Here is a 12965-nt window from a genome sequence, read left to right on the forward strand (position 1 = left end):
AGTGGGGGAGTGGGAGAGGAATTGAAGGTTTGATTGCCGGATTAGAAATATCCGAATTAGATGCGTGTTAGCTTACCTATATTCCTGTCTCTGAATATCCCGCAAACGAGCTTCCTTACGCTTAAATCGGTCAATTTGCGCTTCAAAAAAGGCGCGATTAGCTTCTAGATGCTTCGGATTAGTATCGTCCAAAGGATAAAGCAACGCCTGCCGCAATGCTTGAATTACAGCTGAGGTAACGTTGTACATCGAGCGCTGAAAACTAATCCCCAATTGGATTAACATATCATCTTCACCTCGGCAGTGTTTGCTATAGTAATCCACCAGGTATGGTGGCAAGAAGTGAAGCATATCCTGCATCAACAATGTCGGGGGAATACCAGCCGTACCTACTGGGAAAACATCGGCATAAAGAATACCGTAATGGAAATCTTTCTGCTCATCGGGAACTTGTTTAGCTTGAGCGTTGTAAGACTTAGTACCCCGGAATGGAGCGGTGCGATAGAAAACAGCTTCTACATAAGGTAATGCGGCTTCGTATAGCCACATGAAACCCTTTGATTTGGGGATAATTTCGTATATTTCGCCACGAATGTAGACGTGGTGATAAATGGGACGACCCGCTACTGCAAATATGCCATTTACGAGAAAATTCATCGCATCGGGGACATTTTTGATATCTCCAGAATCGTAGCGATCGCTCATTTCAAAGAAAACCGGAGCCATCACTTCCCAGAACAATCCCAGATTGCTATAGTAAGACAATTGCCGCACCTGTTCCAAAAACATATCTGGAAACAGTTTATAGAGTCCCAACATCGCTGGGTTGCCTTGGAAATAAGCCTTAATTGCTCGATCTGCATTAGCTTTATATTCATCGCTATCTAAGTAGGGGTCAAATTTTCCGCCCATACCTCTATGCCAAAGCATCGCACGCATACAAGCTTCGGCAAATTCCATGTTGATGCGATCGTGCCACAAGTGATGAAATAACTTCGGCATTTTGAAAGTTTCGCCCTTCTCCATAAACGCCAAAAGTTCAGGATGGGCAGTAGCAGCACCTTTTTGCCAAATCCGCAAATCGGCATCATCTCCGGCGTAATGATTGTGTAGCTCTAAATACTCCTTCGGGAGGAAGTATTTAAAGAAAGGAAACGGATTTAAAAATTCGCGCTCAGCAATATAAAGTAAGTCGCGCCAGTAGAAATCCATCGGTACAGCATAAGCTTTATAAAGACCGATGATTTGCATGAGATTTTCCGGCGTATCCGGTAGCATCGCGCCACCTGCTTCTAGACGATGAATTACGCCAGAAAATTCATGGGTAGAAGGAGGTAATTTTGTTTCGGATTTAATTGGAGTTTGTACCATTTTCAGTTCCTTTAATTACTCAATTCACGACGTATTTGCAAAGCATGGAAGATACTTAAAACATCATGCGTCCAGGTTGGCAACAGCAGCGTCATAGCAATTTCTTCCAGACTGTGGATGGTGCCAACAATACAACTCAGCCATAAAGCTATTCCGGCGTAATCAAAACCGAATAAAGCAACAACGGTAACGAAAAGTGTTATTCCCCAAAATTTAGCCGAGTAGGTGTGATAACTAGCGGGTTTGCCATATTTCACCAAATTTACCACCAACCACACCAACTGAGCAAAAACAACCATCAACAACGGTATTTTGTAAGCGATTAAAACATCTCGATATGCCAACCACGCACTAGCAGCTATACAAGCATAAAGGGAAACATCAGCCCAACTATCTGCTTGACGCAGTTTGGCATTGCTGACACCCAGGCGTCGCGCAATTACTCCATCGAAAATATCGGATAGAAATGCGGCAATATAGCCAACAATGAACCAAACTGTCGTCTTGCCATCAAACGCATCCCAGATTAGGAAAGGAGAAATCAGAAAGCGACTCACTACAAGCATAGATGGGATAAATTTCATCCAGCTATGATTTTGTTGTTCTTGCTCTAGTTGGGGTGAAGGAGTCATGAGAAGTACTGAGTGCTGAGTAAGAATTGTCGGTTGGGTTTCTTCAACCTACTTTGTTTCCGAATCCTGAGAGAGGGAAGCGATTTGATAGCTATGAGCCGGAAAAGAAGCAACGATCGCATTTATAGTCGGTTCGCTCCAGCGCAGTAACCAAGTAGGCTGTATTCCCAAGCATAAGATCAGGGCTGCTAAGATTAGAGCGGGTGTGCGCTCCTGCCATTGAACTTTGGGATAGTAGGCGGTATTGTTGTCCAGTTTACCAAAACAGGTGCGGTTGATCAAAATGACAAAATAAACTGCGGTTAAGCCGCTACAAATCACACAGATAAGTGTTGGGATTGGAAAGGCTGAAAAACTGCCTTGCAGGACTAAATATTCAGCGATAAATCCCACTAAGCCAGGGATGCCAGCACTTGCCATTCCCCCAAGAACTAATAAGCCACTGGTTAGGGGTAAACCGCGCATGGGACTCATCAAACCGTTAAGAAGATCTAGATCGCGAGTGCCAACTTTTGTTTCGATTACTCCTACTAAATGGAAGAGAATTGCGAGGATTAAACTGTGTGCAACCATTTGACTGACTGCGCCGACTAAACTTAGAGGTGTGGCGGCGGCACAAGCTAAAAGTATATAGCCCATGTGACCGATCGAACTATAGGCAACCATGCGTTTGATGTCTTTTTGGGCGATCGCGCTCAATGCCCCGTAAACCGCACTCACAGCCCCCAAAATCGCTAACCCAGGTGCCGCAGTTGCCCAAGCATCCGGGAACAGCGCCAAACCAAAACGCACCAAGCCATAAGTTCCCAATTTGGCGAGTACGCCACCGAGAAGAATCGCTACACCTGGAGAAGCTTCTGTGTAAGCATCAGGCAACCAAGTATGCAAAGGAACCAAGGGAATTTTGATGCTGAAGCCTACCACTATAGCTGTTAGCAGAATTAGCTGCGTATTTAAAGGTAATTTTTGGGTGGTCAGCGATTCGTAAGCGAAAGTTGGTGTTTCGCTCAACCATGCCATACCCAAGAAAGCACCTAGAATTAGAAATCCAGAAATTGCCGTAAAAAGTAGAAACTTCATCGCCGCGTATTCGCGCTTTTTTCCTCCCCAAACAGCAATTAACAGATAGAAAGGAATCAGTTCTATCTCGTAAAACAGGAAGAACAGCAGCAAATTTTGAGATAGGAAAGCGCCTGCAACACCAGCATTAACCAACAAAATCAAGGCATAGTAAAACTGTGGTCGCGTTAGCTGGGTACTGCCACTGTAAATCACCAACCAAGTTAGCAAACTGTTGATAAATAACAGCGGTAAAGATAAACCATCGACACCGAGTCGGTAATTTAATTTCAAAGGTTCAATCCAGGGTATGAATTCAGTAAACTGCATACCCGGATTGCTGATGTCAAATTGGCTAAGCAGCCAAAATGTCCAGAGAAGAGTAATGCTGGCAACCGCGATCGCGATCGATCGCGATCGCGCCGGTGTTCCTCCTGGCCAGAATCCTACTAAAGCTGCACCTAAAACAGGTATCCAGAACAATGGACTGAGCATAGTACAAATTAATTCTGCTTGTTCAGAAAAGTTGTTATTTCAACAGTGGAATAAGGGAGGAAAGCGACTAACTAACCATACTGACTGAGCCAGAATCAAAATCGAAATAACCGCCTACAACTTTCAGTTTCCCTTCCTTAATTAACTGCGATATTACTGGGGATTTTTTCAACGTTTCAACTTGAACCAAAACATTGGCTTTAGTTGTGCTTTCTAGCCGATCGTTATCAAAACTTCTCGACATTTGCAAAGCAGGTTTAATCGCCTCTAGCAAACTGCCTATTTGACCGGGAACTTGTGCGCCTTTTATTGTTGCATCTACGGCACCGCATCTTTTATGGCCCATTACCATTATCACCTTGGCTCCTAATACTAAGGTGCCAAATTCAAGGCTGCCTATTTCCTCTGATGTAGCAACATTACCAGCCACACGGCACATAAATAAATCTCCAAATCCCTGGTCAAAGAGAATCTCAGCCGGAATCCGCGAATCCGCACAGCTTAGAAGAGCAGCAAACGGCTTTTGAGTTTGGGAAACTTGTCTGAGGCGAGCCAAGCTTCGGTTAGGATTTATAGGTTTTCCCGCGATAAAGCGTTGGTTACCATCCATTAATCTTTGCAGAGCCTGATCTGGGTTAATGTCACTTTGGGCTGCTGCTGGTTCGGGGGTGAACAACTGGGAACCAACTTTAGCCACTACGCCTGTCCCTAGCGCGGCAGCGCCAAATTTGAGTAAATTTCTCCTGGAGAAACCGGACTGTCTATTTTTTCTGTTCATCAAATTCTTCCTGAATTTCAAAGGTTTAATTAGATTACCAAAAATTGTGAGTTCTATCTAGTCAGTATCGAGGACTGAGGCGGTGTTTTAGGCAATATTTTTGGTTCAGCCCTCCTAGCCCTCCAGATTTGGGGGGTTGGGGGGCTAGGGCGTAAGTCCTCTTCACTTCGTTTCGCTAACGCACCCTACGGACTAAGGACTAGCGAAAGACGAATCAACAGTGGCCAAGTCATCGTAATTACCAGCAAAATTACACCGAATAGGATTGTGAGCGCGTAAAACTGCGTCTGTCCAGAAACGTTGTACTTTAAGCTTTGGCCGCTAAACATTGTGGCTAAACCGACAAAGTTGACGATGCCATCTACTAAGTAGCGATCGATCGCAGAAATGATGTTAGACACTAAGCCAACTACAAAAACAATCGTGACCCGGTAAAGTTGGGGAGTATAAAAGTCGTATGCAAATAAGTCTTGGAGTGGTTGGTAACCCAACTTTACTGGTTTTGGCCAATTGTTATTGAGATAAATTAAACTGCCAACACCACAACCAATTACGCTCGACGAAACCAGAAAAACCGCTGCGGTTATATTTAAAGTTGTCCAATCTGGTAACAGTTGCCATTGCCAAAGTAGCAATGGAACGTGCAGGGTTAAGCCCATTAAAATTATCATGGGCAATGCCATCGGCCAGTGAACTTCTGGCGCTCGCTGTGACATGGCCTTGCTTTTACCAGCGAAAATCGAACCAAATTCGCGAGTTACGCTAAATGCGGTTAAACCGTTAACTATTAGCACAACCCAAAATAACCAAGATTCATTTGTCCAAAGACGATCTGCTAATTGCAGCAAAGCCCAAAAGCAACCGAAAGGCGGTACAGCTAACAATCCGAAAGCGCCGACAATATAAGATAGTGCCGATACGGGTCTGCGCGACCAAAGACCGCCAAGTTGGGTGAGATCCTGGGTGATACCGTTCCAAACGATCGCGCCAGTACTCATCACCAATAGGGCCATCGCCAAAGCGTAGGTTAACAGCAACATCAGCGCCACTTCAGCTTGCTGGGTGCCAACTGCAATGAAGACTAAACCCATGTAGGCGCTGACGGTGTAAGATAAGGAGCGTTTGATGTCAATTTGTGCGATCGCAATTAAACTCGCGCCAATTGCTGTCACCGCACCGACCAACACCGTAACTGACGTCACTAACGGCGAAAGCGCTAAAACTGGTTGCAATTTCACCAACACCCAAGCACCAGTCGCCACCACAACCGAGTTCCGCAAAATTGTAGAGGGAACTGGTCCTTCCATTGCTTCATCCAACCACAAATGCAGCGGAAATTGAGCGCATTTACCCATCGGTCCAGCAATTAAAGCCAATCCCAACAAAGCCGCAGTTGTTGGCGAAATATGGGCAGTTTTTGCCCATTCTGCTAATTCGGAAAAGTTCCAAGTTCCTGCTATAGGCAACAGCGCCAGCACTCCCATCAGCAGCAATAAATCTCCCACCCGTTTTGTTAAGAAAGCGTCTCTGGCACCCGTCACCACCAAAGGTTGACTAAACCATAACCCAACGAGTAAGTAGGTTCCCAAAGTGAGTACTTCCAGAATCATGTAACTGAAAAATAATGAATTGCAGAGAGCAAGACTGCACATTCCGGCTTCAAACAGTGCCAGCAAGGAATAAAATCTTGCCCATCCCCAGTCCATCTCCATGTAGCCGATCGCATAAATCTGCGCTAACAGATTCAAAAAAGTTACTAAAACTGTGACACCGACGGTAATAGAAGAGATTTCCAAAGGTATAGATAATTCCAACCCGGCTACGTTCACCCAGGGAATTACTAACTGTTGCGCTGGCAGATCCCAAGTGGCTCTTAAGGCAAGTAAGCCATGTATAAAAGCCGTTAATGTCATCAACAAGTTGATGTAACCAGCCGGTCTTGGGCCAGTATAACGAATAATTCCTGGGGACCAAGGTATTGACAAAATCACCCCCGTAAGGGCATAACATGGTATTAACCAAACGGTCTGAAGCAGAACGTGAGACATCTAGATTACCTCGAAAGTTTCACCCAAAACTCAACCCCTATCAATGAGGCTGAGTTTATTCACCTCGCTCAAAACGATTCAGATTGTGCTGTTTAATTTTTTTTTAATCTTTGTTGTTTAGAGTTTAATGTTCAGCGGATTAAAAATAAATAGCGAAAACATAAAATTTAACGATGGTAAAGATAGATTGGATTCTATGGCAAAGTGCTGAGTGTTGAGTGGGTAATTCTCCTCTGCCCCCCTGCCCCGTTCGGCTGAGCGCGACTCGACTGAGCGCTCGCCGAACGTCTCACGTCGAAGCCTCTGCCCCTCTGCCCCTTACTTGTACGGACGAATAGGAATTTCAATAATGAACTCTGACCCCTGCCCAGGATCTGAAATACACTTCAGCTGACCGCCGTGTTTTTCAGCGACAATCTGGTAGCTAATCGATAGCCCCAAACCAGTTCCTTTGCCTACGGGCTTTGTGGTAAAAAATGGATCGAAGAGGCGTTTCCTGACATCCGGGGTCATTCCCGGCCCATTATCGCCAATTCCGATCGCAACGAATTGGACGTAGGGCGTTGGGTGTTGGGCATTGGGGATACAGTTATCTTCCGGGGACTGGTTTTCTTGCCGATCGCCCCGTCGCCCCATTTCGGTGCGGATAGTGATTATTCTGGGTGGAATTTGGTTTTCCAGGGCGTCGATCGCATTACTGAGGACGTTCATAAACACCTGGTTGAGCTGTCCGGCATAGCACTCCACCAGGGGCAAATCGCCGTATTCTTTAATTAGTTGAATCTCCGGCCTGTTACCCGTACCCTTGAAGCGATTTTGCAAAATCAGTAACGTGCTGTCAATACCTTCGTGGATGTTGACGGGTTTCATTTCTGCCTCATCGAGGCGGGAGAAGTTCCGCAGCGACAGCACAATTTGACGAATCCGTTCTGTTCCCACCTGCATCGAGGTTAGCAATTTGGGTAGGTCATCTTTGAGAAATTCTAGATCGATCGCCTCAGTTTTCTGGTTAATTTCTGCTGCCGGGTTGGGGTAATTTTGTTGATACAAGCCCAGGAGTTGCAGCAGATCTCCGATGTAGTCGCTGGCATAAGAAAGGTTGCCATAGATAAAATTGATGGGATTGTTAATCTCGTGAGCAATGCCTGCCACCATTTGACCGAGACTGGACATTTTTTCAGTTTGTACCAGTTGAGCTTCGGTATGTTTTAAATGTTTCAAAGCTCCCTCCAGCTGTTGCGCCTGGGATTGGGCGGCGTTTGCGGCGGCGCGGGTTTGGGCAAAAAGTTCGGCTTGATCGATCGCGATCGCCAATTGATCTACAACTGCTTTGAGCAGCTCCACTTCGCTGTCGCTCCAAGGCCGAGGGCCGCTACAATGGCTGCATACGACAGCTCCCAGCTGACCGGAGCGAGTTGCCAAAGGTATTAGCAATTGCGAGGTAACGCCCAAAGTGCTTAGGAGTACTTGCTCTTGGTTATCGAGATTGGCAAGGTTGCTAATATCATCTATGCGAATTGTCTCTAAATTGACGATTTTTTTTACCAGAACGGTAACTTTCTCGGTTGGGTAGTCTGCTAACAAGCTGGCTAGGTTGGGATTGCACGCTTCGTGAGTTACAGTCAGGCTGGGGTGTTGCGGATCGGGCCAGCACCACAGAAAGTGACAGCGATCGATTTGCAATAAACTGCGAATCTCATTGACAGCAGTACCCAAAATAGTATCCAGATCTAGAGAATTCCTGATTTGGCTAGCTAGGCGGAACAGCAAGCTTTCTCGACGGGACAGCAGTTCCGATCGCGCCCAAGAACGGTCAATAGCTACAGCAATGGCGTTGGCTACCCACTCCAACATACTGTGTCCTTCTTCGCTCAAGGGTTGACGGCTGAAAAGCGCCATGACGCCAACCAATCGCTCTTCTACAATCAAGGGATAGCCTGCAAAAGCTTTTACTTGTTTGCCGCTATGGGGTTTTACTCGTTCCAACCATGCAGTTACACCGAGACGATCGCGATCGCGAAGGTCGTTCGTTAAGTAAGCTTGATGAGTTAAAGCGATCTTCTCAGCGATGCTACTGTCTGGGCGAATAAAATCACATACAGCTGCTGTGTGACTTTGGCCGAATTCGCACCCAGCGTCGCATTTAGCCTTTGAAGAGGCGACATCAGGGTCATCCCTTCCATCTGTAGCAAAGGCTAGAGCCTGAAGTTCCAGTTGGTCTGACCCTTGCTTAACTGTCCAGATGCTTGCATTAACAGCATCTAAATGCTCTATCATAATCTGGGTACAACGGTTAAGGATTTCTGATATCGTTCCACCTTGTGCCAGGGCGATACCTACTTGGGCACCGAAACCTGAAAGGCGCGATCGATCCATCAGCATCGCCTCTGACTGCTTCCTCGCCGTCACATCCCGGAAATAAACCGACAAACCGCCCTGATAAGGATTTGCTCTTACCTCCAACCAAATACCCAATGGTGGATAAAACTCTTCAAAATGAACTGTGACCCCCCTAGATATTGCTCTAGTAAATTCTTTCTCAAACGTTGAACCGATCGCCTCTGGTAATTCATCCCATATACACTTACCGATTAACTCTTTCTTGCTTCCCAGCAACGGTTCCGCCCGTGAGTTTAAGTAGGTGAACCGCCATTCGCGATCCAGTACAAAAAAAGCATCTGTAATGCTTTCAAAGATCTCGACAATATTCCACGGTATTTCTGGCGGCATTTCCCTCACTTTTATTACCTTGCGCCCTTGGTGGCTTCCCTCCTGTAGCAACCGTTGCGTAACCACTTGGCGACTTATCGTTTTAAGTGCCTGACACTGCTCGCTGCTCAAATCTCGTGGCACGTAATCCATTACACTTAGCGTACCCACAACCAGTCCCTCAGTTGTCACTAAAGGTACACCAGCGTAAAACCGAATTTTCGGATGGTCGGTTACTGCTGGATTTTTGGCAAACCGTTCATCAGCTAACGCATCCAGCACTATCAACATCTCGGAACTGCGGATCGCATGAGCGCAGAAACTCTGGCACTGATATGCTTGGTGAGTTCCTAACCCAACTTTTGATTCGATCGACAGTTCGCCTGAGTCAATTAGGCACAGTAAAGCCACCTTAGTCTGGCAAACGTATGCAGCTAAGCGAGTCAGACCCTCGAAATCTTCTTGAGGAGAAGTATTGAGAATTTGGCTCTTTAGTCGGCCATTAAACTGGAACGCAGCGTGATCCGGTAATGATGCTGTCATTTCTTATGAGTGCCTCTCCCTTTTTGGAACTTGGCCCTAAATAATTAAATCTTAAATAATATCTAAATCTTTTAAGTATACCATCTCTCCTATTGTGTATTGATTAATACTTTTTTTGACAACCGCTATCCAACCTATTGTATTGCCAGTAGATTCTTATATGGTTTAAATACAGCACCTGTCTCAACTGGTCAGTCTTGGCCAGTTGAGACAGGTGCTTGCATCCATAATCTTCGATAGTAGCTTCTTTTATACCCACTTGCAAATTAAACTCCGTAATTTTACTTTAGAGACGACTCTGGTATTGCACCACAGATCGAGGAGTGGAAATAGGTTTATATTTTTCCCTTGGTAGATGCCCCATACCCCTTTGTCCCCTAACCTGCCCCACGGTCGAATTACGATTGAGATTGCCGGTTGGTTTTAATATTTATTTTAATTTGTTTAACTAATTATTACAATTCTTTTTTAATTATTCTTTAACTGATTTAACATAATTAAATATAATCATGTTGGGACAGTAGTCGCTATTGATGAGGATGCAAATGAGTCAATAAAAGCGCTAGATGTTTTGGCTGAGTGCTGACTTTAGATAAAAAATTTCGCCCACTTAATCTCTTGGGCATCTCCCAGTGTGTTGTGCTATGAGAACAAGTTAAAGTTGTGTTAGTACAGTAGACTAAAAGACTGGAGCGAAAAATATGTCTTCAAATTTAAATCATATGCCCACAATCCTAGCGGTAGATGATAGTGTCGTCACGCAAGAAATGGTCAAACGTGCTTTGGCGGCAGACTATCGGGTTTTAGTGGCAGGAAATGCTGTAGACGCCTTGGCAATGATTTACCACGAAAAAATTGCCGTGTTATTGCTGGATGTTTCCATGCCCGGTATTGATGGTTTGGAGTTTTGTCGCACCGTGCGTAACTTACCTCAGTTTCGCGAACTGCCGATTATTATGCTGACGGCAAGAGACAAATTGTTTGACAAAGTGCAAGGGCGTCTAGCAGGTGCTACAGAATATTTAACTAAGCCGTTTGATACCAATCAATTGCGTCAGGTTGTTGGCAAGTTTGTCAGTGTTAATGTGCCTTCAGAAGTTCAGGGCGAAGCATAATCAATTTTAGATTTTACATTTTAGATTGGGGGATTTACGGATCTTCCGTATTTACTATGCTATTTGAGTATGGGAGCAGAAAAGCAGCGGAATAAAAATGTTATTTTTTGAACGAAAGCATGACAACTCCGAAAGAGACGGTAAAATTCCTAGTGAATCAACTCAGTTTGATATAAATTTTATTATAAAGTTAAACTTATTGAGTTTAAGAGGGTAGGAACCCTCTCCTGTCTCTATCGCTGCTGAATAAATTCGCGAATGGCACGCAACGCAGAGGGATTGGGCAGAGAATTAGAATGGACTTGTTTAAGCCAGTTAGCTGCTTCCCAAAGTTCCATTTTGTGGTATCGACACAAGTAAGCAATACAGACCGTGGGCGATCGCTCAATCCCTGCGAGACAATGGACATAAGTTGGCACCAACTTTTCCATATTTTCGCGAACTACAGCTACTGCTTCAGCTAGCTGCTCTACTCTTAACTCAGTTGTGTAAAATCGATCTGGTAAAACCAGACGCAAACATTGAAAATTATGAGTGATATCCTCTGGTAAACTTCCCTCTGACTCCGCACACAGAGAAAATACAAATTTAATGTTGGCTTTCAAGAGTGCAGCACCGTCACCCGCTTGGGGTAATCTTCCCACAGCTAGCTTTTCCGGAAGCACCCAGTCGATGGGAAGTTCGGTTTTGGGGGAAGTTGATTTGGGTTCGATTCCCAGGAGTCGTTTGAATTGGTCGAGCATTTGGCGCAGAAACCGCGTTAGGTTTTGCTTTGTCTGAGCAGTAGCACATATAGGCTGTGCTTTTTTAAGCTATAGCATACTTTGGATAGATGCGATCGCTTTTAATGTATCGCCCACCCCCGTAGCTGTTTGGCAATTAGAGTGAAAGCGATCGCTTTCAGGACAACCTTTGGCACAATTATAATTATCGACGAAAGTTCGTTGCCCGGTGAGCTAATCCCCAAAATAAGCGCATGACTCAAGTTACACTAGCAGAAATAGCACGGTTTCGTTCTCAATTTGCCGATTATCCCACAGCTTTACAAGCCCTGCAAGCGATCGAAGATTGCGAAGGGGATTTGGAAGACGCCGCTATAGCTTTGGCAATCCGCGCCGGACAGCAACCGGAGATCGCCAATTCCGATTGGTTGGGCATTCTCGCCCGCAAATGCCGTTCTGTTATCTGTCGCAGCGAATTTCGCGATGATTTGTTAAAGGGAAATTTTGCCGAAATAGTGCCCTACTTGGCAGCAACCAGTCTTTGTCCTCCACTGTTGGCAACTCCAGTGATTATGTATGTGGTTCTAGAGGGAATCAACGATTTTTGTCACCCGCTCGATCCTCTACTGTAAAGTTTGGCGGCGATCGAGGCAACCCAATACAGAGGATTGCCAATTCCAGGCTTTGTTAGTTCATCAAGCAGTCTTCTGATTTTCTCTTTGTGATTTCCGATGGGCTGCTTCATCACTTTTTAAAGTATGATGGCTGTGTATAAAATCTTCAAACAACTCAAAAAAACTATCCAAAGCATCTCTTTCGTCTTCAGAATAAAACAGAATGATGCGAGCCCATGATTGAGTAGAAGGCTGGTTGAATCGTTGCTCTATCCACTCTTGAAAATTCTCAAATTCTCGCTCTTCTTCTGTCAGTGGTACGCCTAGTTGGCGTCGAGCAAAAGTGTATCCATCTAAAAAAACTTGAAGATGATTTATTGAGCGATTTCCCAAATACAAAGAAGGTCTTTGTTTAATTTTTTGCAGAAGGTCATAAAAACTAATCATAGACCATCATGGTATAGCAACCGCCAGGGCGATTAAGCCAACTCCAACTCTTACTTCTTATCCAAATCCCTTACGCAGTAACCTTTTCCCTCTTCCCTCTTCCCTAGCCCCTAGCCCCTAGCCCCTAGCCCCTAGCTATAAATGTTACCATATTTACCCTTAGATTTTCCTGTGTACAATTTAATCTGTTTTCCAGGAATTCCTCTTTGGGTTAAAAACTCCTTGATAGCCTGAGCGCAAGTATAACATTCAAACAGCCTGAAGCGACTTGCCACTTTTGTAATTTCTTGACGAAGCTGTTCATCAGACGGCGATCTATCCATCGACTATCCTAGTGCTTCGTCTACAGTTTAGGAAAATTTTCCTTTACAAGTAATCCAAAAACTGCTCTGAGGTTTATTGCTTAATGGGGTCGTAGCCTTGGGAGATGAA

At 45.0% G+C, this 12965-nt stretch carries 11 protein-coding genes; 2 read left to right on the forward strand and 9 right to left on the reverse strand.

Features of this window, described 5'->3' with window-relative positions; translation table 11 throughout:
- Positions 1-72: 72 nt before the first annotated feature.
- The 6 genes from cupA to LAY57_RS28505 form a co-directional block, all read right to left on the reverse strand.
- Positions 73-1371 carry a CO2 hydration protein CupA gene (gene cupA, locus LAY57_RS28480; RefSeq protein WP_249070551.1) on the reverse strand — a complete coding sequence of 433 codons (1299 nt, stop codon included), beginning with the start codon at positions 1369-1371 and terminating at the stop codon, positions 73-75.
- Between the two features lie 11 nt (positions 1372-1382).
- A complete protein-coding gene (locus LAY57_RS28485; RefSeq protein WP_249070552.1) occupies positions 1383-2003 on the reverse strand; it encodes a CDP-alcohol phosphatidyltransferase family protein in 621 nt (206 codons plus the stop codon).
- Positions 2004-2051: 48 nt separating this feature from the next.
- Positions 2052-3557: an NADH-quinone oxidoreductase subunit M gene (locus LAY57_RS28490; protein WP_249070553.1), complete on the reverse strand. Its 1506-nt coding sequence runs from the start codon at positions 3555-3557 to the stop codon at positions 2052-2054.
- A 67-nt stretch (positions 3558-3624) separates the two neighbouring features.
- The gene (locus LAY57_RS28495) at positions 3625-4335 is read right to left on the reverse strand and encodes a carbonic anhydrase (RefSeq protein WP_249070554.1); all 711 of its coding nucleotides are present in this window, start codon (positions 4333-4335) and stop codon (positions 3625-3627) included.
- Positions 4336-4520: 185 nt separating this feature from the next.
- Positions 4521-6383 (reverse strand): NAD(P)H-quinone oxidoreductase subunit F, encoded by a 1863-nt coding sequence (locus tag LAY57_RS28500; protein WP_249070555.1) that lies wholly within the window; start codon positions 6381-6383, stop codon positions 4521-4523.
- Between the two features lie 318 nt (positions 6384-6701).
- On the reverse strand, positions 6702-9635 hold the full coding sequence (locus tag LAY57_RS28505) for a GAF domain-containing sensor histidine kinase (protein WP_249070556.1): 2934 nt from the start codon (positions 9633-9635) through the stop codon (positions 6702-6704).
- A gap of 701 nt (positions 9636-10336) precedes the next feature.
- On the opposite strand from LAY57_RS28505, the gene LAY57_RS28510 reads away from it, so the two are divergent.
- Positions 10337-10750 carry a response regulator gene (locus LAY57_RS28510; protein ID WP_249070557.1) on the forward strand — a complete coding sequence of 138 codons (414 nt, stop codon included), beginning with the start codon at positions 10337-10339 and terminating at the stop codon, positions 10748-10750.
- Positions 10751-10983: 233 nt separating this feature from the next.
- On the opposite strand, the gene LAY57_RS28515 is transcribed toward LAY57_RS28510, so the two are convergent.
- Positions 10984-11493, reverse strand: a complete 510-nt coding sequence (locus LAY57_RS28515; protein WP_249070558.1) for a dual specificity protein phosphatase family protein — start codon at positions 11491-11493, stop codon at positions 10984-10986.
- Positions 11494-11726: 233 nt separating this feature from the next.
- Between LAY57_RS28515 and LAY57_RS28520 the strand changes: the two genes are divergently transcribed.
- Positions 11727-12104: a hypothetical protein gene (locus tag LAY57_RS28520; RefSeq protein ID WP_249070559.1), complete on the forward strand. Its 378-nt coding sequence runs from the start codon at positions 11727-11729 to the stop codon at positions 12102-12104.
- Positions 12105-12167: 63 nt separating this feature from the next.
- On the opposite strand, the gene LAY57_RS28525 is transcribed toward LAY57_RS28520, so the two are convergent.
- On the reverse strand, positions 12168-12533 hold the full coding sequence (locus LAY57_RS28525; RefSeq protein ID WP_249070560.1) for a hypothetical protein: 366 nt from the start codon (positions 12531-12533) through the stop codon (positions 12168-12170).
- Positions 12534-12664: 131 nt separating this feature from the next.
- Positions 12665-12856: a papain fold toxin domain-containing protein gene (locus LAY57_RS36680; RefSeq protein WP_249070561.1), complete on the reverse strand. Its 192-nt coding sequence runs from the start codon at positions 12854-12856 to the stop codon at positions 12665-12667.
- Positions 12857-12965: the final 109 nt, after the last annotated feature.

The organism is Argonema antarcticum A004/B2, from assembly GCF_023333585.1.
GTDB classification, from domain to species: domain Bacteria; phylum Cyanobacteriota; class Cyanobacteriia; order Cyanobacteriales; family Aerosakkonemataceae; genus Argonema; species Argonema antarcticum.

Excerpts from the sequence above, each read along its gene's own strand:
- cupA (WP_249070551.1), bottom strand. The coding sequence starts at position 1,371 with ATGGTACAAACTCCAATTAAATCCGAAACAAAATTACCTCCTTCTACC.
- LAY57_RS28485 (WP_249070552.1), bottom strand. The coding sequence starts at position 2,003 with ATGACTCCTTCACCCCAACTAGAGCAAGAACAACAAAATCATAGCTGG.
- LAY57_RS28490 (WP_249070553.1), bottom strand. The coding sequence starts at position 3,557 with ATGCTCAGTCCATTGTTCTGGATACCTGTTTTAGGTGCAGCTTTAGTA.
- LAY57_RS28495 (WP_249070554.1), bottom strand. The coding sequence starts at position 4,335 with ATGAACAGAAAAAATAGACAGTCCGGTTTCTCCAGGAGAAATTTACTC.
- LAY57_RS28500 (WP_249070555.1), bottom strand. The coding sequence starts at position 6,383 with ATGTCTCACGTTCTGCTTCAGACCGTTTGGTTAATACCATGTTATGCC.
- LAY57_RS28505 (WP_249070556.1), bottom strand. The coding sequence starts at position 9,635 with ATGACAGCATCATTACCGGATCACGCTGCGTTCCAGTTTAATGGCCGA.
- LAY57_RS28510 (WP_249070557.1), top strand. The coding sequence starts at position 10,337 with ATGTCTTCAAATTTAAATCATATGCCCACAATCCTAGCGGTAGATGAT.
- LAY57_RS28515 (WP_249070558.1), bottom strand. The coding sequence starts at position 11,493 with ATGCTCGACCAATTCAAACGACTCCTGGGAATCGAACCCAAATCAACT.
- LAY57_RS28520 (WP_249070559.1), top strand. The coding sequence starts at position 11,727 with ATGACTCAAGTTACACTAGCAGAAATAGCACGGTTTCGTTCTCAATTT.
- LAY57_RS28525 (WP_249070560.1), bottom strand. The coding sequence starts at position 12,533 with ATGATTAGTTTTTATGACCTTCTGCAAAAAATTAAACAAAGACCTTCT.
- LAY57_RS36680 (WP_249070561.1), bottom strand. The coding sequence starts at position 12,856 with ATGGATAGATCGCCGTCTGATGAACAGCTTCGTCAAGAAATTACAAAA.